This window comes from Actinopolyspora lacussalsi, assembly GCA_030803735.1.
Lineage (GTDB): Bacteria > Actinomycetota > Actinomycetes > Mycobacteriales > Pseudonocardiaceae > Actinopolyspora > Actinopolyspora lacussalsi.
Genome location: JAURUC010000001.1, coordinates 877501 through 899181, shown reverse-complemented (window position 1 = coordinate 899181; position 21681 = coordinate 877501). Strand labels below are relative to the sequence as shown.

Sequence of the window (21681 nt, the reverse complement as noted above, 5' to 3'; positions counted from 1 at the left end):
CCGCAGCACGACCCGGCCGAGGCACCGGCCGAACCGGCGCAAACCGGGTGAGCTGCCCTCCGGCAGCATACCCGTAGTGGGGTGGTCACGCTGCGAGTGACTCCCGCCGGCCCTCATCGTCCGGCTCGCTCGTTGGTGACCAGCAGCCCGCGGGCGACTGCCAACTCGTGCAACCGCCGCAGCACCTGTTCCAGCGAGAGCTCGGTCGTATCCAGCGAAACCGCGTCCTCGGCCATTCGAAGCGGTGCGACGGACCTGTTGGAGTCGAGCGTGTCCCTGCGTCGCACGTCGGCGTGCACCAGGTCGCGGTCCGCCGGGCGTCCCTCGGCCGCGTCCTGGGCGGTGCGGCGGTGGGCCCGGGCGTCCGCCGAGGCGGTCAGGTACACCTTCAGGCCCGCCTCGGGCACCACGACGGTGCCCACGTCACGTCCCTCGACCACGATCCCCCCGCTGGGACGTGTCGCGGTGTCGATCAGCGCGCGCTGCCGCCGTACCAGAAGCTCCCGCACCTCGGGAACCGCCGAGACGGCGGAAACCGCCTTGGTGACTTCCTGCTCGCGGATCTCCCCTCGCACGTCGGCTCCGTCCAGCGACACGCCGGGAGAGTCGGGGGCGGTGCGCATCACCAGATGCGCTTCACGGGCGACGCGGGTGAGTTCCGCGGCGTCGTCCAGCGGCGCCCCGGCGCGCAGCACGGCCAGTGTCACCGCTCGATACATCGCGCCGGTATCCAGGTAAGCAGCGCCGAGCGCGTGGGCGAGTCCACGAGCCGCCGTGGACTTGCCCGTTCCGGACGGCCCGTCCACCGCCACGATTCCGTTGAGCTCGGGCTGGGACACCTCGACTGACCTCCTCGACAACGAATGACCACGTCGCTCGCTCGGGCTAACCGACAATGTTTCATTCTGCCTGTCCGCGACCGCGGTGACTCAATCGAGTCCCGCACGACCGATCGGCCGACTACTGCGAAGCCGCGAGACGTTTTAAGATCGGTCGTGTGGACGTCACCGTGACCCCGCTGCCGGGGCTGGGCACGCAACAGGAATTCACGACCGAATCCGGGCGCCGCATCGGAGTGATCACCTACCGGGACGGCCGGATGGAGCTGATCGTCTCCGATGCCAGGGACCCGGACAAGATCTGTGCGGCTACCGATCTCACCGGGGAGGAAACCAGCACGCTGGCGAACCTGCTCGGAGCTCCCCAACTGGTGCGGCAGCTCAGCGAGCAACAGCGCGAAGTGACCGGCGTGACCACCTGGCAACTGCCGCTGGTGCCCAACTCGCCGTTCGACGGGCGCCCGCTCGGCGAGACCGAGATGCGCACCCGGACCTCGGTTTCGATAGTGGCGGTGATAAGGGACGGGTCGGTGCTGCCCTCCCCTCGCCCGGATTTCGTCTTCGCGGGCGGCGACCTTGTGGTCGTCGTCGGTACCGCCGAAGGTCTGCGCGCAGCCGGCGAGATCATGGAACACGGCTGATTCGACTCGAACCGGCCGTTCCCGCCGGGATGCTCGGGCGGCGCCCCACGGATTCCGGAGGTTGAACGGATCCTGTCGACGTCCGCGCGGGCGAGAGGAACCAGGTGCAACACACTGCGATCACGCTGATCGAACTGGGAGCTGTCTTCTTCGGTCTGGGGGTGCTCGGGCGACTCGCCTGGCGCATCGGTATATCGCCGATCCCGCTGTATCTGCTCGGCGGGTTGGCCTTCGGGCAGGGCGGGCTGATCCCGCTGGGCGGCATCGAACCGTTCACCGAGATCGCCTCGGAGATCGGGGTCGTCCTGCTGTTGCTGCTGCTGGGGTTGGAGTACTCGGCGAGTGAGCTGGTCACGGGGTTGCGCCGTTCCTGGCTGGCGGGGCTCGTCGACGTGGTTCTCAACGCTTCGCCGGGCGCCGCCGTGGCACTGCTGCTGGGATGGGGCCCGATCGCGGCGATCGTACTGGCCGGTGTCACCTACATCTCCTCGTCGGGGATCGTGGCGAAGGTCCTGGGGGACCTGGGCAGGCTGGGCAACCGTGAGACACCGGTGGTGCTGTCGATACTGGTGTTCGAGGACCTGGCCATGGCCATCTACCTGCCGATCCTGACCGCCCTGCTCGCCGGGGTGGGGTTTCTGGGAGGTCTCGGTGCGGTCGGTGTGTCCGTCCTGGTGATCACTCTGGTGCTGGTGCTGGCGCTGCGTTACGGACGCTACGTCTCGGCGTTGGTTGACAGCCCGGATCCCGAGGTGTTCCTGCTCCGATTGCTCGGGGCGGCGCTGCTCGTGGCCGGCTTGGCGGCCCAGCTGCAGGTTTCGGCGGCGGTGGGCGCCTTCCTGCTGGGCATCGCCATATCCGGGTCTACCGCGGCCAACGCCACCCGAACACTGGCCCCGCTGCGCGACCTGTTCGCGGCGGTGTTCTTCGTCGTGTTCGGCCTCAACACCGATCCGTCCGCGATTCCGCCGGTGCTGCCGTTCGCGCTGTTGTTGGCACTGCTGACCACGATCACGAAACTCGCCACCGGCTGGTTCGCCGCGGGCTCACAGGGCATCAGGCGGATGGGGCGGGCCCGTGCTGGGGCCGCCCTGGTGGCCCGCGGCGAGTTCTCCATAGTCATCGCGGGCCTGGCAGTGGGTTCCGGAGCGGTCACCGGTGAGCTGGCGGCGTTCTCCACCGCTTATGTGCTGCTGATGGCAGTCCTCGGCCCGGTGGCGGCCCGTGTGGTGGAACCGGTGGCGCAGCGGCTGGTGACGCTACGGCAGGCGCGGCGATGAGAGGGTCGGGCGACGCCTACCGAACGGGCACCGCACCGACCTGGTCACAGGCGCCCCGGTCTGGTCACAGGCCGACCGCGCGGTAGAGCGAGCCGAGTTCCTTGTTGTCCAGCGGCCGGATCGCCCCCGGGCGTTCATTGGTCAGCCGCACTTCGCCGACACCGGTCCGGACCAGTCGCTGCACCGGGTAGCCCGCGGCCTTGAACAGTCTGCGGACGATTCGTTTGCGTCCCTCGTGCAGCACCACCTGTGCCAACACCCGGGTCCCCTTCTGGTTCGTGTCGACGAAGCGGAAGGAATCAACGCTGGCGAGCCCGTCCTCGAGTTCCAGACCGGCCTTGACGGTGCGTCCCAGATCCTTGGGAACGGGCCCCTGCAACTCGACGAGATAGGTCTTGGGAACCCGGTAGGAGGGATGCATCAGTCGATTGGCGAGATCACCGTCGTTGCTGATCAGCAGCAACCCTTCGGTGTTGAAGTCCAGCCGCCCGATGTGGAAGAGCTTGCCCTCCCGCTTCGGCAGGTAGTCACCGATGCAGGGCCGCCCCTGGTCGTCGGACATGCTGCACAGAATGCCCGTGGGCTTGTTCAGCAACAGATGGGTGGCTTCGTTGTCGACCACGACCCTGCTGCCGTCCACGTGGATGACCGAGGTGGCCGGATCCACCCTGGCACCGAGCGTGGTGACCGGAGCACCGTCGACCTCCACACGGCCCTCGACGATCATCTCCTCAGCGGCGCGGCGTGAGGCGACGCCCGCCTTGGAAAGCACTTTCTGCAGCCGGACGCCTTCCGCGTCCCGGCTGTTCCGGCTCGTCGGGTCGTGCGGTTCAGACATCGTCGATCGCATCCACTTCGGGCAACAGGGGGGCCAGCGGCGGCAGTTCCCGCAACGAGGACAGGCCGAGCCGTTCCAGGAACAACTCGGTCGTGCAGTAGGAAGTGCCGCCCGATTCCGGGTCGGTACCGGCTTCGTGGATCAGTCCACGCGCCAGCAGGGTACGTACGACCCCGTCCACGTTAACACCGCGCACCGCGGCCACCTTCGAGCGAGTCACCGGTTGCCGATAGGCGATGACGGCGAGCGTCTCCAGCGCGGCCTTGGTGAGCTTGGCCCGCTGCCCGTCGAGGAGGTATCGCTCGACGACGGGAGCGTACACATCGCGGGTGTAGAACCGCCAGCCATCCGCCACCCTGCGCAGCTCGATACCACTTCCCGCCGTGGTGTAGCCCTCGGCCAGCCGACTCAGGGCTGTGGTGACCCGATCCACGGGCTGATCGAGGACCTCGGCCAGCAGCTCCTCACCGGCAGGGGCATCGACCACCAGCAGCACCGCTTCCAGCGCGGCGTCCAGCGCGGGCTCGGAGTCGAGGGCGGGCCACTCACGACTCCGCCCTTCCCCTGTACCGACCGCCCGCTCGGTCTCCTCGCCGCCCTCGGCTTCCCCGGTACGGGAACCATCGGGATGCTTCTCGTCACTCACCCGTAATCCTCTTCCTCGTCTCGATCCCGATCGGCCTCGGCGGCCACGCGAGCCTGTTCGGCGCTGCCGCCCACCCAGGAGACCGCGAGCTCCCCGAGCGGTTCCGGCTGATCGAACGTGACCACCGCCTCGCGGAACAATTCGAGCAGCGCCAGGAACCGGGCCACGATCTCGAGACTCGTGCCGCACCGCTCGGTCAGCTCGGCGAACAGTGCGCTGCCCCGCTCGGCCAACAGCACCCGCAGCTCCGCCGCGTGCTCGCGCACCGAGACGCGTTGCTGGTGGAGGTGGTCCAGCGACACGGTCGGTGGGGGTTTGGGGCGGAACACCGCGGCGGCTGTCTCCGCCAGGCCGGCGGCATCCACTCCGAGAACCACTTCCGGCATCAGGTCGAGATAGCGCTGCTCCAGCGAGACCGCCCGGGGGTAGCGCCCCAGTGCCCCGGCTTCGAGCTGTCGGAACAGTTCGGCGACCCGCTTGTAGGCCCGGTACTGCAGCAACCGTGCGAACAGCAGGTCGCGGGCCTCCAACAGGGCGAGGTCCTCCTCGTCCTCGACCTCGGCGGCGGGGACGAGCCGAGCCGCTTTGAGATCCAGCAGCGTGGCCGCCACGACGAGGAACTCACTGATCTCGTCCAGCTCGGAGCGCTGCCCGAGCTCCTTCGTGTAGGCGATGAAGTCATCGGTGACGCGATGCAGTGCCACCTCGGTGACGTCGAGCTGATGCTGCGAGATCAGCTGCAGCAACAGGTCGAACGGCCCCTCGAAGTTCTCCAGCCGTACTGTGAAGCGTCCGCTCTGGGAATCCTGAGCGGCGGCCAGTTCGGGCATCTCGTGCGCCGAGTCGGTGGCTGCTTGTGCCTCAGTCACGTTTCCTCATCAGCAACAGCGGCTCGCGGCAGGGCTCACCGCGCGATGACCTCGCGGGCGAGCGAACGGTAGGCCTTCGAGCCGGAGGAACGCGGCGCCCACCGAGTGATGGGTTCTCCCGCCACGGTGGTTTCGGGAAACCGCACCGTACGGTTTATCACGCTGTCGAACACTATATCCCCGAACGCTTCCACCACGCGCGACATCACCTCTCGCGAATGCAGCGTGCGGGGATCGAACATCGTCGCCAGGATTCCGCTGATCTCCAGATCGGGATTCAGCCGGTCGCGGACCTTCTCGATGGTGTCGATCAGCAATGCCACTCCGCGCAGGCTGAAGAACTCGCACTCCAGCGGAATCATCACGCCGTGGGCCGCCGCCAACGCGTTGACCGTCAGCAGCCCCAACGACGGCTGGCAATCGACCAGCACGAAGTCGTACTCCGCGCGCACCGGCCGCAGGGCACGCTCCAGCGCCTGCTCCCGCCCCACCTCGGCGACGAGTTGGACCTCGGCCGCCGAGAGATCGATGTTGCTCGGCAACAGATCCATTCCCGAGACACTGGTGGATCTGATCACCTCGCGGAGTTCGGCGGAGCGTTCCATGATGACGTTGTAGATGGTCTGCTCCAGCTGGTGCGGTTGCACGCCGAGACCTACCGACAATGCACCTTGTGGATCGAAATCGACCAGCAACACCTTGCGTCCGTACTCGGCGAGTGCCGCCCCCAGATTGATCGTGGACGTGGTCTTACCGACGCCGCCCTTCTGGTTGCACATCGCCAGCACCGAGGCGGGCCCGTGCGTGTCCAACACCGCGGGCTCCGGAACGTGTCGACGCGGCCTACCGGTGGGGCCGATGTTCGCGTCGTTGGGATCGGGTCCCATTCCGTCGCCGTTGGCGAGTTCCGAAGTGTCGGGGGTGATGCTCAGGTCGACCGCGCCCCGGTACCGCCCACCGGCGGAGGGCTGCGGCGTCGACATGGCGGTGGTGACTCCTTTGTGTGCGACGGCATTCGAAAACGTCGTTCGATGCGCAGCCTAAGCGGCACGCGCACGCAGCGGCAACGCGCATCGCCGTTGTCCGGACGAAACACCTCGCGGTACCGCTCGCTCACCCGGCAGGGAGCCGGGTGAACCCGTGGAATTCAGTCGCGCGCCCTGGGATGGGTGGTGGCGTAGACCTCGCGCAACGTATTCATGGTGACCATTGTGTACATCTGAGTTGTCGAGACCGACGAGTGCCCGAGCAGCTCCTGCACGACCCGCACATCGGCTCCCCCTTCCAGTAGATGAGTCGCGAAGGAATGCCGAAGCACGTGTGGCGAGACCGAAGTGGACACACCGGCACGTTCGGCCGTGGTTTTCAGGATGTTCCAGGCGCTCTGCCGGGAGAGTCTGCCGCCGCGGGAATTGAGGAACAACGCCCTGTCCCCCCTGCCCCGCTTCGCCAGCGCGGGACGCGAACGGACGCGGTATGCCTCGATCGCGGCAAGGGCCGGACGCCCCACCGGAACCCGACGTTGCACCCCGCCCTTCCCGTCGAACAGGACGGTCCGCTCCCGTTCGTCGAGATCATCGCTGTCCAGACCGACCGCCTCGGAAATCCGCGCTCCACTGGAGTAGAGCAGTTCCAGCAAGGCACGGTCCCGCAATCCGCGCATGCCTTCGACAGTACCCGTTTCCAGCAGCCGCATGACCTCGTCGACGCTTAACGCCTTCGGCAGACGTCGCGGCAGGGCGGGCGGAGTCACCTCACGTGCCGGGTCCCGCGCCGTGAATCCCTCCAGGAGAGCGAAGCGATGCAACCCCCGCACCGCCACGATGGTTCTGGCCGCGGAAGCGGGCGCGAGCGGAACCCCGCCATCGTGCTCACCCCTGCGCAGTGTGGCGAGAAACTCACCCACCAGATCGGGCGAAACTCCGCCCGGTTCCACGATTCCCGCCCCGGACAGGTAAGCGCCGTAACGACGCAGGTCCCGAGTGTAGGACTCCAGCGTGCTGGGAGCGGTTCCCCGTTCCACCACGAGGTGATCGAGATAAGCTCTGATCACTCGGCGCAGTTCGTCGGGCAGTTTGTCGAGATCGGGCATCGATGGGCTCCTTCCCGGATCACCATGACACGAGCGCGGGGGGCCGTGCGGGCCGAACCGGGTAGAGCGTGTTCAACGCTCGGTTCGGGCGGGGAACCGGACGGGGCGATCCCCCCATTCGGCGTCCGGGTTTCTGGGCACGGCGCGTCCCCGCGACACCGCCTGGGCCGCCAACAGTCCCGAGACGGCGGGGGCGTTGACGATCTCGCCCCTGAAGACCATGTCGACGGCGCGATCCAATTCGAACCGGCGCACGACGAGATCCGCCTCCTCGTCGGCCACGGGTTCCGGGAGAGCGACCTCGGACAGGCCACGGGCGAGGTAGACCCGCTCGGACTGGTCCGTGAACCCGGGTGAGGCGGCCACATCGACGAGGACCGACCATTCCTCGGCGGCGAGTCCGACCTCCTCCGCGAGTTCCCGACGAGCGGTGTGCAGCGGGGGCTCACCGGGAGCGTCCAGCAGGCCCGCCGGCAGTTCCCAGAGTCTGCGATCCAGCGGATAGCGATACTGGTGAACCAGCACGACACGTTCGTGCTCGTCCAGCGCCACCACCGCTACCGCGCCGGAGTGCTCGACGACCTCACGGCGCGAACGTCCACCACCCGGCATGGCGACTTCGTCGGCACGCAGCGCCAGAATATTGCCCACGTAGACATCGGAGGTCGACAGCGTGGTGAAGCTGTGCCGACCGTTCGTACGGGTGATCGGCGTGCCGGGCTGTTCGGGATCGGCGGACATGCGGAGCGCTCCTGGAGTGTCTCGGTGTTCTCACTCGGTGATCCTGTTTACCGGTCCGGAGTCCGGTCCCGAAAGCCGGACTCGACGACGGGCTCGTCCGGAAAGCGCACCACGAGAAGCTTTGGCGCCCCGGGCCGAGGAAGGCCGGGCCGGGACCGCGCACGAACGAAGCGAGCGTGTCCCGGTCCGCAGCCGGTTAGCGAATCGCGTGTCTCGGTCCGACCGTTCAGACGCTCGCCGGTGCCTGCACGGTACCGGGCAACTCGACCGGCAACCGTTCCGCGGCACGGTAGTCCAGTGCCGCGCGGACGAACGAGCTGAACAATGGATGCGGCCGGGTGGGACGGCTCGTCATCTCCGGATGAGCCTGGGTCCCCACGAAGAACGGGTGCTCCTCACGGGGCAGTTCGAGGAACTCGACCAACCGGTCGTCCGGCGAGGTTCCCGAGAACACCAGTCCCGCCTTGGACAACTGCTCCCGGTAGGCGTTGTTGACCTCGTAACGATGACGGTGCCGTTCGGAGACCTCCAGGGTGCCGTAAGCCTGAGCCACCAGGGAGTCCTCCCGCAACGCGGCCGGATAGGTGCCCAGACGCATGGTGCCGCCCATGTCGCGCTCCCCCGCCACCACGTCGTGCTGATCGGCCATGGTGCTGATCACCGGATGCTGGCAGGGAGCGGCGAACTCGGTCGAGTTCGCGCGCTGCAGCCCGGCGAGGTTGCGCGCCACCTCGATCACCATGCACTGCAGCCCCAGACAGAGCCCCAACACCGGGATCCCGTTCGTGCGCGCGTACTCGATCGCGCCGAGTTTGCCCTCGATACCCCGTACACCGAATCCACCGGGTACGAGCACCCCGTCCATACCGGCCAGGGCACGCGCGGCAGCGGCCTCGCTCTCGCAGTCGTCGGAGGCCACCCAGGATATTTCCACCTTGGCCCGGTTCGCGAATCCGCCCGCGCGCAACGCCTCGGTGACCGAGAGGTAGGCATCGGGCAGGTCGACGTACTTGCCCACCAGGGCGATCCTGACTTTCTCGGTGGGATTGTGTACCCGTTCGAGCAGATCGCCCCACACCGACCAGTCGACGTCGCGGAACGGAAGCCCCAGCCTGCGGACCAGATAGGCGTCAAGCCCCTCGCCGTGCAACACGCGGGGGATGTCGTAGATGGAGGCGGCGTCGGGACAGGCCACCACACCGTCGGAGTCCACGTCGCACATCAGCGCGATCTTGTCCTTGAGCTCGCCGGAGAGCTCGCGGTCGGCCCGGCAGACCAACGCGTCCGGAGCGATACCGATGTTGCGCAGCTCCTTGACCGAGTGCTGGGTCGGTTTGGTCTTGAGCTCGCCGGAGGGCGCGAGGTAAGGCACCAACGAAACGTGCAGGAAAAAGCAGTTGTCCCTGCCGAGATCGTGGCGGAGTTGTCTGCACGCCTCCAGGAAGGGCAACGACTCGATGTCGCCGATCGTCCCGCCGATCTCGGTGATGACCACGTCCGGGGTCTGACCGTTCTCGTCCGGCTCGGCCATCGCACGGACCCGCGCCTTGATCTGGTCGGTGATATGCGGGATCACCTGCACCGTATCCCCGAGGTACTCGCCACGGCGTTCCTTGGCGATCACCGAGGAGTAAACTTGACCGGTGGTGATGTTGGCGTTGCGCGTCAGCGCCCGGTCCAGGAAGCGCTCGTAGTGCCCGATGTCGAGATCCGTCTCGGCCCCGTCGTCCGTGACGAAGACCTCACCATGCTGGAACGGATTCATCGTGCCCGGATCAACGTTGAGATACGGGTCGAGCTTTTGCATGGTCACCCGCAACCCGCGGGATGTGAGTAGTTCCCCCAGGCTGGAGGCCGTGAGCCCCTTGCCGAGGGAGGAGGAGACGCCCCCTGTGACGAATACATGCTTGATCGTGCGTGCTTGCGGCACCAAAGAAGCTCCCCGTGGTCGATGCCGTCACCATGCTGGTGTTTGTGCTGGCAGGAACGTTGACACCGTCGCTCCCACGGGACTACAGCATATCGCACTCGCTCCCGGGGATGCACCGGACCCCGACGTACGGCGGACCGCGGTGCTCCACCCGCCGGAGCGGACGCGGTCGTCGCCGACGACGACTGTTCGGGCGGGTGTGTTCGTCCCGGCGGACCGACACGCTCGGTGGGCGGCCGCGAGGCCGAGTGGTGCACCGCGAGCATCCGTCGAGCACGGCAAACGGCTCTAGGTCCGGAGCCGGACGAGACACATCTACTACGAAACGTGTCCAACGAATCAGCCGATCGAAGTATGCCACTGCACGGCATTCTCGGGCATGCTCGCCAGGGCGAAGTTCATCTGAACCGGTCCGGCGCGGCGCCCCTCCCCATTCGCGCCGGGCCTCTGCCGGGCGGCGCCCATACGGTCGCGCCGCCCGGCACACCCCGAGTCGGGAAAACCCCGGGAAGACGGCGCCGCTACGCACTCGCCGTGACCGTCACCTCGGAACGCGGCAGCTACTGCTCGGGGCACTCGGCGGGATGTTCGGCGCGTGCGGCTTCGCCGCAGACCCGCTCCGGAACCTGTCCTTCCGCGCCCGCCCCGGAACCGTAGTGTCCGACTCGATCCCGAAGTTCTGCTTCCAGCGCGAGTGACGTGGCCACGCGGCCCGCGGTGGTCTCCGCGTTGTCGACCGTGGACAGGGCAGCGGCGATCGAGGTGTCGGCCCTGGCTATGCCGACCGCGGCATTGCCCTCCGCGGAACCGGACCGCCCGGCCAGTACCGCACCGGCACCACCTCGATCCAGCCTCGCCGCGAGACGCGGTAGTACTCCTGTGGTGTCCCGTGACTCGCCGCCGCCGGTGAGCACCACGGCCAACCGTGCGGGGGCGAAATCCGGCGAGATCCGCACGAAGCCGTTCGCATGCAGCCCGGCGAGGGCGGCGTCGCGCTCCTGTCGTCCGGCCTTCGGTTCCTTGGTGCGGGGGTCGAGCAGCGTCAGCGGGTCCATCAGTCCGCCGGCCAACTCTCCCGGAGCGGAGGTGACGGGAAGCCGCGCCCCGGCAGGCAACAGCCGGGTCGCCAGTTCACGCAGCCGTGCTGCCCTGTCCGGATCCGTGAAGCTCTCGGTCAGCCACGGCGTTCCGGTCCGAACCTCCGGCCGCCGTGATCATCCTGCTCATGGACCGAGGGCTGTCGCTGTCGGCCCCGGGAACGACCAGCAGCACCACCTTCGTCTCTCGCAGAGCACCTCGCACAGCCCGTGGAGCGATGGAGATCGCACGATAACGCACGGAAATCACGTGATCAGCCCTTCGCAGAACTCGACGACGGTGTCTCCGAAGGCTCCGAGCACGGTCAGATAGGGCCCGAACATTCCCGAGGTGCTCACCACGGCGAACATCGCGAGAACCACGCTCAGCACCAGCAACAACACGGCTACGGTGGAAACTCGGTTACGCTGCAGCTCGAGCACGGCCGAACCGTGCACGATTTTCCCGCCCAGCCGAAGTCTGGTCAGGAACGTGGAGGGATTGGTTCCCGCACGCGCACGGTCCAGGAATTCGTCGAGGGTGGCGCGCATGCCCACCGTCGCCACGAGTTCGGCCCCGTGGGCGTCGGCGAGCAGCAGGGCCAGATCCTCGGCGTTTCCCGAGGCGGGGAAGGTCACCGCTCCGATACCGAGGTCCTGGATCCGTTCGATCCCCGGGGCGTAACCATCGGTGTCGGCGGGAATGACGACCTCGTCGGCCGCCTTGAGCGTACGCACGTCCAGCACCGTCGGGTCCCCCACTATCACGTCGGGGGACAGCCCGGCCGCGCACAGCGTATCCGCGGCGGTGCCGACGCCGAGCAGCACCGGATGGTATTCCCGCACGTAGCGACGCAGGCGTTTGAGCTCTTCCGCGTGCCCACGTCCTGGTGCGACCACCAACACGTGACGCCCGGACATGGCCACACCGACCTCGGGCACTCCGATACCGTCCAGCACGAGCATCCGCTCGTTCCGGAGGAACTCGATGGTGTTGGCGGAGAACGCCTCCAACTGCGCGGACATCGCCGACTTCGCCTCGGCCATGCGTGTGGCGACGCTCTCGGTGTCCTGTTCCGCTGCGTGCAGCAGAAGTTCCTCTTCACCGCGTTTACCGACGAGGTGCACCTCGCCGTTGTGCAGCCGCAGCGTGGCGCCGTCCCGGATACGTTCCACCGCCTCGGAACCCGCGTTGTCGAGCAGCAGGATACCGGCGGCGAGCAGCACCTCCGGACCGAGGTTCGGATACTTGCCCGATATGGCGGGACCGGCGTTGACGACCGCGGCCACCTCGTGAGCGACCAGGGACTCCGCGACGTGGCGATCGAGATCGGGCTCGTCGAGAACCACGATGTCCCGTGGGGAGATCCGATGCGGTAGTTCGCCGATCCGGCGCTGGACACGCGCTGTTCCGATGATGCCGGGCAATGTCTCCTGCCGACTTCCGAGCAGGCCACTGAGTCGCATACACCGATGGTGACAAAACAGTCACCGAATGTTCCGCCGCCACGCCGGGAGGGTGGTCGACAATGCAGGCGCACCGTTGAAAGCGCCACTTCCAGGGGATGTCAAGCCCGGCCGCACCGTTCGACGGAGCCGGGACGACGAGGTGTCTACTCACCCGAGTCGGCTCGCACGTCAGAAGTCGGCCTTATAGCGATCGGCCACCTCGAGGAGTTCCTCCGCGTGGGCGCGTCCGGTCTCGGTGGAATCGAGCCCCGCCAACATCCGCGCGAGCTCCGTGACACGTTGTTCGTCGGAAACCGTACGAACGTCACTGTGGGTGAGGCCGGCGGTTTCGGTGGCCTTGTCGACCACGAGGTGCCGGTCGGCGTAGGCGGCCACCTGCGGCAGATGCGTAACCACCACGACCTGATGGGTTCTGCCCAGTCGCGCGAGGCGTCTACCGATCTCCACCGCGGCTCTCCCACCGACTCCGGCGTCGACCTCGTCGAACACCAGTGTGGGAACGGTGTCGGAATCCGCGAGTACCACTTCGAGCCCCAGCATCACCCTGGAGAGCTCTCCGCCGGAAGCCCCCTTCTGAATGGGCAGTGCCGGTGCTCCCCGATGAGCGCGGAGACGCATCTCCACTTCGTCGACACCGTCCGGACCGGCGTGCACCGGCTTCCCGTCCAGCACTACCGTCTCGTGTCCACCAGCGGTGGCGTGCCGGGGTGAGACCGACACCTCGAACTCGGCCTGCGCCATGGCGAGTCCGGTGAGCTCCTCGGTGACGGCTGCCGCCAGCCTGCCCGCCGCCTCGGTTCGGATCCGGCTGAGTTCACGGGCGTGCTCGGCGAGTTCCGCCGCAAGGCTGTCCCGCCGTGCCGCCAACTCCGCCAGCGCCTCCTCGGAGGTGTCCATGCCGCGCAGCGTGTCCCGGGCACGTTCGGCCCATTCGAGCACGCCGTCGATGTCCTCGGCGTATTTCTTGGTTAGTTGTTTGAGTTGGGCCTGGCGGGCGAGTACTCGCTCCAGCTCGGCCGGGTCCGCCTGGAGCTCCTCGAGATAGCCGCTCAGTTCGGTGCCGGCATCGCTGAGCACGGCCGCGGCCTCGGAGAGTCTATCCCCGATCTCGCGCAGCTTGGGATCCTCGGACGAGCCCAGCAACCGGCGGGCCTGTCCCACCAGACTCATCGCTCCCGCCCCGTCCGGATCCTCCGCGTCGGAGCCACTGATCGCGGTGTGGGCGCCGGTGGCGAGTTCACGCAGCTGATCGATATCGGACAGCCTGCGGGCGCGGTCGACCAGTTCGGTGTCCTCCCCGGGTGCGGGATCCGCTGCCTCGATCTCCGAGAGTCCGTGACGCAGCAGATCGGCCTCGCGTTCGAGTTCGCGGGAACGTTGACTCCGCTCGGACAGTTCCCGCACGACTTCGAGCCACTCCCGCCGCAGCCTGCGGTACTCCGCGAGTGGCTGTTCGACGGCCTCACCCGCGAACCGATCCAACGCGGCACGCTGCTCATCGGCGCGTAACAACCGAAGCTGGTCGTTCTGGCCGTGCACCGCCAGCACCTGGTCCGCGAGTTCGGCGAGCACCGTGTTCGGCACCGAGCGACCACCGAGATGCGCCCGGGAACGCCCCTGGGAACTGACACTGCGGACCGCGATCAGACTGCCGTCCTCGTCCGGCTCGGCCCCGGCCTCACCCGCCACTTCGGCAGCCCCCGACTCCGCGGTGGTGACGAAGCGACCCTCCACCACGGCTCGTTGGGCTCCCGAACGGACTCTGGAGCTGTCGGCTCGACCACCGCTGAGCAGGTGCAGGCCGGTAACCACCATGGTTTTGCCCGCACCCGTCTCACCGGTCACCACCGTCAGCCCCGAATGCAGTTCAAGCGTGGCACTGTCGATCACGCCCAGCCCTTGGATGTGCATCTCCGCCAACACAGCAAGCACCCTAGCTGGCGCGCTCACGTAGCCGACGGCCCGGCGATCCGGTTCGGCGCGTTTCAGGGACGAATGTCATTCGCCCCTCGCCACGTGGAACGGAAGAACAGGCGGTCGCGACCGAGTTCAGCGACACGCAGCGGCGGGCTACCCCGACACGCAACAGCAATGAATCCTATTCGGATACCGGCCCCCGCCAGCCGTGCACGGGGAGTTCGAACTTGCGAACCAGCCGGTCGGTGAACGAGGTGTCGTGCAGTCGAACCAGCCGCAGCGGGTTGTCCGAGGCCAGCACTTCCACTCGGGATCCCGCGGGCAGATCGAAGTGCCGTTGCCCGTCGCAGCAAAGCACGGCGTCGTGACCGTTCTGGTCGACCTCGAGGGCCAGAGTGGAGTCACGCGCCAGAACCAGTGGACGCGCGAAAAGCGCGTGCGCGTTGCTGGGTACGACCAGCAACGCTTCCACCTGTGGCCAGACGACGGGTCCACCAGCCGAGAAGGCGTAGGCGGTGGACCCGGTCGGAGTGGAGCACAACACACCGTCGCAACCGAAAGTGGAGACCGGATGGCCGTCCACCTCGACGACGACGTCGAGGATGCGTTCCCGACTGCTCTTTTCCACACTGGCCTCGTTGAGTGACCAGGTGGTGGCCAGTACTTGGTTCCCCATCCTGGCGGTGACGTCGATGGTCATCCGCTCGTCCACGTGGTAACGACCCTCGACCACGGCGTCGACCGCCTCGTCGAGTGCGTCGAAGTCAGCCCCCGCCAGGAATCCGACCCGGCCGAGATTGATCCCGAAGACCGGCACTCCGGCCATCCTCGCGAGTTCCGCGGCGCGCAGCAGGGTGCCGTCACCTCCGAGAACGAGCACCAACTCCGTCCCCGCCGCGGCGAGCGGTCCCGGTGCCACCACGCGGCTGTAACAGGCCGGACTGAGCTGGGGCGCCTCCTCCGCCAGCACGCGCACCCGCATACCGGCACCGATCAGTCTGCCCGCGACCTTCTCCGCGGTACCCAGGTTGTACTGCCTACCGGTGTGTATCACCAGAAGCACGTCGCGGGTCAACCGGCGTCATCCTCTCCGAACTCCCCGGTTTCGGTGTGCACAGCTCGGGAGGGCACGACGGCATCGGCCGAAGAGACCGTCACCGCCTCGGTGACCATGGTGGTCACATCGCGGGGAGCCTCGTCGGTGCGACGGTGCAGCCAGACGAAGTACTCGACGTTGCCGGACGGTCCGGGAAGCGAACTGGCGACCACGGCCTGTAGTCGCAGCTCGTACTCGGCCGCGGCCGCGACCACTCCGAGCACCGCCTCCGCACGCAACGCCGGGTCCCGGACCACTCCCCCTGTGCCGAGGCGCTCCTTGCCGACCTCGAACTGCGGCTTGACCATGAGCACCAGGTCGGATCCCCGATGTATGCACTCGCTCAGTGCGGGCAGCACCAGCCGCAGTGAGATGAACGACAGGTCCGCCACCACCAGGTCCGCCGCCTGGCCGATATCGGCCGACGTCAGCGTCCGCACGTTCTTGCGGTCACGGACCAGCACGCGCTCGTCGGTGCGCAATTTCCAGTCCAGCTGGCCGTAACCGACATCCACGGCCACGACTTCCGCCGCCTCTCGCCGCAGCAGCACATCGGTGAAGCCTCCGGTGGAGGCCCCCGCGTCCATACACCGGCGGCCCTCGACACGCAAGCCGTCCTTTTCGAAGAACTCCAACGCTCCGAGCAGCTTATAAGCACCACGGGAAGCCCAGTTGGGATCTTCCACGTCGTCGGCCACGACTATCGACGCATCGTTCTCAACCGTGGTCGCGGACTTGCGGGCCACGAAGCCGCGCACCGTGACACGTCCGGCAGCGATCAGCTCACCGGCGTGTTCCCGTGAACGAGCGAGCTTACGACGTACCAGCTCGGCATCCAGTCGCGCTTTCCGGGGCACCGCTTCAACTCCCGCTACTACTCGGTCCGGACAGCAGTTCGTCGGCCCGGTTGAGGGCGTCGGTCAACGCGTCGTGAACCGCGTCGAACCTGGCGACGTGTTCGGAGACGGGGAGCCCGTCCAGCTCCCGCAGGCCCGCCAACGAACGCTCAACGACACCTTCGGCCTCCTGAATCCGGTCGACGACGGAGTCGGTGGAAGTCACCGAATCGGCCGTTCCGTCACCGTGTTGTCCCGCCGACTCCATCTCCTCCTGCCTCATTGCACACCACTCACAGTGATACCAATCACACCGCACGAACACCACGCGCGAAAAGATGCCGAAAGAACCACGGCACTTCCACGTTATCGGATCACGTCGGCCGCTGCTTCTCGGTGCGCTCGGCCACAGCGGTTCGCGTGAACGCTCCGACACTCAGCGGATCCCCGGCCACCACCGCTTTCGGCGGGACACGACGAACGATTCAACCGGTGACGGCAGTAGCGAAGCGCTCTCCGTCGAGGCGATACAGTCCCAGCTCCCGGAGCGCGGTCTCGGCTGTCGAGTCCTCGCACAGCACCTCGACGTCCCCGCCGCTGCCCTCCGACCACCACGCCGCACACAGGGCTCGTAGCGCGGAGAGCCTGTTCCACGGATACGTGCCGGACTCCTCGGAACGGTTGTCCGCGCCGTTCACGGCGGCGAGTGTCAGCCCGGCCCCGGTGGTGTCGATTTTCCAGGCGCTCTGTTCCGAGATCCTGGAAGCCGCGGCCGGAAGTTCCAGCGCGGTCACATCGGCCGCCACATGAGCGGGGCGGCACTCAGGGGGAGCCGCGAGCAGCTCGGCGGGAGTACTGACACCGCTCAACACCATCAGCGAGGGAACGCCGGCCCTGCCCGCGCCGAGAATATCCGTTTCCAACCTGTCGCCCACCACGATCGGTCGTCGCGCGGCGGCCGAGGCCGCTGCCCGATCCAGCAGTGTTCGTTCCGGCTTGCCCGCGACCAACGGGAAACCGCCGGTCGCCTCCCGCAGCGCCGCCACCAGTGCCCCGTTTCCGGGCAGCTCACCCCGCTCGGTGGGAAGCGTGGCGTCACGGTTGCAAGCGACCCAAACAGCACCGGCGCGTATCGCCAAACAGGCTTCCGCCAGATCGGCCCACGTGGTGTCGGGGGAATGCCCCTGCAACACGGCCACCGGTCCCGCATCCGTCGTTCGCACCGGGGACAGTCCGACAGCGACGAGTTCCTCGGCCAAGGCCACGGTACCGACGACGAGCACAGGAGCCCCGAGCGGCAAGCGCTCGGCCAGTAAGGCCGCTCCCGCCTGAGCACTGGTACTGATCTCGGAGACCGCTGCCGGGACCCCGAGCGTGTTCAAGTTGTCGGCGACCGCCTCGGGGGGTTTGGAAGCGTTGTTAGTGACGTAGCGAATCGTGATACCCGAGTCACGGGCACGGGAAACAGTCGAATCGGCACCCTTGATGACCTCGCCCCCGCGATAGACCGTGCCGTCCAGATCGAACAACAACGCGTCGTGCTCGGCACCGAGCGATCGCTCCACGTTACTCCCTCCGGCGTTCGGGAAACGTCGATTCCGGATCAGTCCCAGACCCCCAGATTGATGTCATGGGAACCCGCGGACCGCCGGTCCGCACGAGAATCACCGGTGCCGTGATCGAGGTCCGTGTCGACGGTCCCCTCCGAAACTTCGGAGACGGCGGTATCGGTTTCGGCACGGGCGGCCAACCGTTCCGCCTCCTCGGGACCTCCCAGCTCGGTCACGAGCTCTTCGAGTCGTTCGGGGGCGTCGGTGACTTCGTCATCATCGGCGTTGGCCGCGTGTACGAACCAGGTGAAGGCTTCGCGCGTGCGTCCCACCGCCAGCAGATTGTCCGCGTAGGCGTAGAACAGCCGGGCGCTCCACGATTCGTTACGCTGCGGATCGAGTTCGGGAATCTGCAGGCTCACGACAGCGGCTTCGGATTGACCGAGATCACGACGTGCCCCCGCTCCCACGATTCGCAGTTCGATCGCTTCGTCCTGGGGCAGCCGAGTCGCCTCGTCCTCCCGGGTGAGTTCCAGAGCACGCTGGGGCTTGCCGAGGGCACGCTCGCAATCGGCGATAATCGCGAGGTGGGACTGACCTCCCATACGACGAGCGGCGCGCAATTCGGAGAGGGCTTCACTCCAGTTTCCCACGTAGTAGGCGGCCAACCCGTTGGCTTCTCTCGCAGCGGGCGATCTGGAAGCTTTCCGGCGAGCGTACCGGGCGTGTTCCAACGCCTTTTCCGGTTCCTGTTCCAGTAACATCCCGACCGCGACCACGTGCGCTCCCACGTCCTCGGCCACCATCTTGGGCAGCGCTCGGAAGTCGCGCCGCACCTCGGGATCGAGTTGGGAAGCGTTGGCCTCCTCGGGCAGCTTGGGTGCTCTGGGACGACCGGGATCGGCGGAGGGTGTCCGCTTTCCGGAATCACCGCGAGTTCGTTCGGCGTTACCATGCGGAGAATCCGCACGGGTATCACGCCTGTTCTGGTTCCGATCGGCGTGTGAACGACGATTCTGCCGCGAATCGGTAGCATCACCGGACCGATCGGCTCGCCTCGGAGCGTTACGCTTGGACTGATTCCCCGAATCGCGGTTACCGACATTGCTGCCGGTTCGGTTGGCTCCGCCACGCGAATCGTTGTGGCGACTCACACCGTTTCCACGGCGCCCTGTCGAGTCAGCACCGTTGCGACCCGCTCCGTGGTCGGTTCCGGCTCGGTTCTTGGAACCGCGTGGGCCTCCTCCGGAGCCGCCCGCTCGGGGATGCCCCGGTTTCCGGTCCTTTCCCTGTCTGTTGCCGGTGTCGTTGTCACGACGCCGAGCGTCACGCTTGTCGTCAGAGCTGGACACCGGACCTCCTGAAGCATATAGACATGACTCCACCAGCTTAGCCCCGCAAGAGTGTGCCCAGCCGTACGGGCGAGCCACGCACTCATCGGGGGTGGGAACCCGACGTTCCCCGAGACTCGGCGGAAGCCATGTGTGGTGTGCTGGTGGGAGCTTGGCCAGGGGCAGAGAGTAGTCCGGCCCCACCCTGGTGGGTGGGGCCGGTTTTGGGGGGTTGGGTCGGCGGTGTCCGTGTCTCCCACACCCGTGGGGGTGCAGTACCTGGGGCGCTGGAGGGCTTAGCTGCCGGGTTCGGGATGGATGCCGGGCGTGTCTCCTCCGCTGTGGCCACCGACCCAAAGAACTATGGGGGCCGTTTGGGGTTCAGCCGGTATGTAGTTAGTTGGTGGGGGTGGTGGCTGGGTTGGGAGCCGTATAGTGGTGGCGAGATCGCGTGTGCTTGCGGGTTGGTGCGTGTGTGGGCGGTGTGTTGGGGGGTGTCGCCGTTCGGCGGGTTAGTACCCGTCCACTGAACACATCGCTGTGCGTACATGTCGGGCCTATCAACCCAGTCATCTGCTGGGTGCCTTATCCCCCCTTACGGGGGGTGGGAGACGTCATCTTGGGGTGGGCTTCCCGCTTAGATGCTTTCAGCGGTTATCCGTGCCGAACATGGCCAACCAGCCGTGCCCCTGGCGGGACAACTGGCACACTAGAGGTTCGTCCGTCCCGGTCCTCTCGTACTAGGGACAGCTCCCCGCACGTCTCCACACGCGCGCGGCGGATAGGGACCGAACTGTCTCACGACGTTCTAAACCCAGCTCGCGTGCCGCTTTAATGGGCGAACAGCCCAACCCTTGGGACCCACTCCAGCCCCAGGATGCGACGAGCCGACATCGAGGTGCCAAACCATGCCGTCGATATGGACTCTTGGGCAAGATCAGCCTGTTATCCCCGGGGTACCTTTTATCCGTTGAGCGACACCGCATCCGCATGCCGGTGCCGGATCACTAGTCCCTGCTTTCGCACCTGCTCGACCCGTCGGTCTCACAGTCAAGCTCCCTTGTGCACTTACACGCGCCACCTGGTTTCCGTCCAGGCTGAGGGAACCATTGGGCGCCTCCGTTACCTTTTAGGAGGCAACCGCCCCAGTTAAACTACCCACCAGGCACTGTCCCTGATCCGGGTCACGGACCGAGGTTAGACGCCCGGAACGACCAGAGTGGTATTTCACCAGCAACTCCCCACACACTGGCGTGCGTGGTTCACCGTTTCCCACCTATCCTACACAAGCCGAACCAGACGCCCATACCAAGCTGTAGTAAAGGTCCCGGGGTCTTTCCGTCCTGCCGCGCGAAACGAGCATCTTAACTCGTCCTGCAATTTCGTCGGGCCCGTGGTCGAGACAGCGCCCAAGTCGTTACGCCATTCGTGCAGGTCGGAACTTACCCGACAAGGAATTTCGCTACCTTAGGATGGTTATAGTTACCACCGCCGTTTACCGGCGCTTCGGTTCGCAGCCTCACCCCGAAGGGTTCACCACTCCCCTTAACGTTCCGGCACCGGGCAGGCGTCAGTCCGTATACCGCGTCTTACGACTTCGCACGGACCTGTGTTTTTAGTAAACAGTCGCTTGGGCCCAGACTCTGCGGCCACCCCCAGCTCACCCCGCCAATGGGGGATCACCAGGCGCGGCTCCCCTTCTCCCGAAGTTACGGGGACAATTTGCCGAATTCCTTAACCACGGTTACCCCGCTCGCCTCGGTATGCTCTACCAGACCACCTGTGTCGGTTTCGGGTACGGACCACGCGGCCCCTCGCTAGAGGCTTTTCTCGGCAGCCGGGGATCACCCACTTCGCCACACCGGCTCGGCATCCGGTCTCACACCACTGGCCACCCGGATTTGCCTGGGCGGCCGTGCTACACCGTTACCCCGGGACAACCATCGCCCGGGATGGGCTACCCTCCTGCGTCACCCCCTCGCTGCCCAGCACACCCACCAGTCAACACCACCAACAGCCACCAGCCGGAACGAATCCGAACACCGGCAACCACTGGCTGGCGAAGAAAAAATGGGGGCTGGTATGGGGCGGTGCCACGCGGGTACGGGAATATCAACCCGTTGTCCTGTCGACTACGCCTGACGGCCTCGCCTTAGGATCCGACTCACCCAGGGCGGAACAACCTGGCCCTGGAACCCTTGGTCTTCCGGCGGGACAGATTCTCACTGCCCATGCACTACTCATGCCTGCATTCTCACTCCCACACCCTCCACCACAGGTTTGCACCGCGGCTTCACCGGCGTGCGGGACGCTCCCCTACCCACAACAGCAACGCTGCTGTGTCACGGCTTCGGCGGTGTACTTACAAGCCCCGCTACATTATCGGCGCAGGATCACTTGACCAGTGAGCTGTTACGCACTCTTTCAAGGATGGCTGCTTCTAAGCCAACCTCCTGGTTGTCTCGGCAATCCCACATCCTTTTCCACTCAGCACACACTTCGGGGCCTTAGCCGGTGATCTGGGCTGTT

17 protein-coding genes, 2 rRNA genes and 1 pseudogene (1 of these 20 only partly in view) are annotated in these 21681 nt (G+C 66.6%); 2 read left to right on the top strand and 18 right to left on the bottom strand.

Translation table 11 applies throughout. The features are described from left to right. Nucleotides 1-113: 113 nt before the first annotated feature. The gene (cmk, locus tag J2S53_RS03915) at nt 114-839 is read right to left on the bottom strand and encodes a (d)CMP kinase (RefSeq protein ID WP_456239790.1); all 726 of its coding nucleotides are present in this window, start codon (nt 837-839) and stop codon (nt 114-116) included. A 158-nt stretch (nt 840-997) separates the two neighbouring features. Between cmk and J2S53_RS03910 the strand changes: the two genes are divergently transcribed. Both J2S53_RS03910 and J2S53_RS03905 read left to right on the top strand, forming a co-directional pair. Further along, nucleotides 998-1480 carry a cation:proton antiporter regulatory subunit gene (locus J2S53_RS03910; RefSeq protein WP_130467133.1) on the top strand — a complete coding sequence of 161 codons (483 nt, stop codon included), beginning with the start codon at nt 998-1000 and terminating at the stop codon, nt 1478-1480. A gap of 104 nt (nt 1481-1584) precedes the next feature. Then, nucleotides 1585-2760: a cation:proton antiporter gene (locus tag J2S53_RS03905; RefSeq protein WP_456239789.1), complete on the top strand. Its 1176-nt coding sequence runs from the start codon at nt 1585-1587 to the stop codon at nt 2758-2760. Nucleotides 2761-2824: 64 nt separating this feature from the next. Here J2S53_RS03905 and J2S53_RS03900 read toward each other — a convergent pair whose 3' ends face one another. The 17 genes and pseudogenes from J2S53_RS03900 to J2S53_RS03820 form a co-directional block, all read right to left on the bottom strand. Further along, the gene (locus J2S53_RS03900) at nt 2825-3598 is read right to left on the bottom strand and encodes a pseudouridine synthase (RefSeq protein ID WP_092926850.1); all 774 of its coding nucleotides are present in this window, start codon (nt 3596-3598) and stop codon (nt 2825-2827) included. Continuing rightward, nucleotides 3591-4244, bottom strand: coding sequence for an SMC-Scp complex subunit ScpB (scpB, locus tag J2S53_RS03895; RefSeq protein ID WP_456239788.1), 654 nt, complete (start codon nt 4242-4244; stop codon nt 3591-3593). Before scpB ends, J2S53_RS03900 begins: the two co-directional genes overlap by 8 nt. After that, entirely contained in the window at nt 4241-5074 is an 834-nt protein-coding gene (locus J2S53_RS03890) for a segregation/condensation protein A (RefSeq protein WP_092981168.1), read from the bottom strand. Before J2S53_RS03890 ends, scpB begins: the two co-directional genes overlap by 4 nt. 74 nt (nt 5075-5148) lie before the next feature. Then, nucleotides 5149-6096, bottom strand: a complete 948-nt coding sequence (locus J2S53_RS03885) for a ParA family protein (RefSeq protein ID WP_456239787.1) — start codon at nt 6094-6096, stop codon at nt 5149-5151. A gap of 164 nt (nt 6097-6260) precedes the next feature. Beyond that, the gene (locus tag J2S53_RS03880; protein WP_456239786.1) at nt 6261-7205 is read right to left on the bottom strand and encodes a site-specific tyrosine recombinase XerD; all 945 of its coding nucleotides are present in this window, start codon (nt 7203-7205) and stop codon (nt 6261-6263) included. Nucleotides 7206-7277: 72 nt separating this feature from the next. Next, nucleotides 7278-7946 (bottom strand): NUDIX domain-containing protein, encoded by a 669-nt coding sequence (locus J2S53_RS03875; RefSeq protein ID WP_456239785.1) that lies wholly within the window; start codon nt 7944-7946, stop codon nt 7278-7280. Nucleotides 7947-8172: 226 nt separating this feature from the next. After that, a complete protein-coding gene (locus J2S53_RS03870; protein ID WP_456239784.1) occupies nt 8173-9876 on the bottom strand; it encodes a CTP synthase in 1704 nt (567 codons plus the stop codon). 560 nt (nt 9877-10436) lie between these two features. Then, nucleotides 10437-11241, bottom strand: a pseudogene (locus J2S53_RS03865) (copper transporter). After that, nucleotides 11220-12419 carry a putative cytokinetic ring protein SteA gene (gene steA / locus J2S53_RS03860; protein ID WP_456239783.1) on the bottom strand — a complete coding sequence of 400 codons (1200 nt, stop codon included), beginning with the start codon at nt 12417-12419 and terminating at the stop codon, nt 11220-11222. Before steA ends, J2S53_RS03865 begins: the two are co-directional and overlap by 22 nt. 171 nt (nt 12420-12590) lie before the next feature. Then, nucleotides 12591-14345, bottom strand: a complete 1755-nt coding sequence (gene recN / locus J2S53_RS03855; RefSeq protein ID WP_456239782.1) for a DNA repair protein RecN — start codon at nt 14343-14345, stop codon at nt 12591-12593. 175 nt (nt 14346-14520) lie between these two features. Then, nucleotides 14521-15414, bottom strand: coding sequence for an NAD kinase (locus tag J2S53_RS03850; protein WP_092981118.1), 894 nt, complete (start codon nt 15412-15414; stop codon nt 14521-14523). Beyond that, a complete protein-coding gene (locus J2S53_RS03845; RefSeq protein WP_456239781.1) occupies nt 15411-16292 on the bottom strand; it encodes a TlyA family RNA methyltransferase in 882 nt (293 codons plus the stop codon). The genes J2S53_RS03850 and J2S53_RS03845 overlap by 4 nt, the downstream gene beginning before the upstream one ends. Nucleotides 16293-16296: 4 nt before the next feature. Continuing rightward, complete coding sequence (locus J2S53_RS03840; protein ID WP_245755435.1) at nt 16297-16554, bottom strand: hypothetical protein; 258 nt, start codon at nt 16552-16554, stop codon at nt 16297-16299. A 202-nt stretch (nt 16555-16756) separates the two neighbouring features. Continuing rightward, nucleotides 16757-17836 carry an HAD-IIA family hydrolase gene (locus tag J2S53_RS03835; protein ID WP_456239780.1) on the bottom strand — a complete coding sequence of 360 codons (1080 nt, stop codon included), beginning with the start codon at nt 17834-17836 and terminating at the stop codon, nt 16757-16759. A gap of 38 nt (nt 17837-17874) precedes the next feature. Beyond that, the gene (locus J2S53_RS03830; protein ID WP_456239779.1) at nt 17875-18657 is read right to left on the bottom strand and encodes a tetratricopeptide repeat protein; all 783 of its coding nucleotides are present in this window, start codon (nt 18655-18657) and stop codon (nt 17875-17877) included. Nucleotides 18658-19387: 730 nt separating this feature from the next. After that, nucleotides 19388-19505, bottom strand: a 5S ribosomal RNA gene (rrf, locus tag J2S53_RS03825). A 138-nt stretch (nt 19506-19643) separates the two neighbouring features. Further along, a 23S ribosomal RNA gene (locus J2S53_RS03820) occupies nt 19644-21681 on the bottom strand; it runs 1070 nt beyond the window's last position.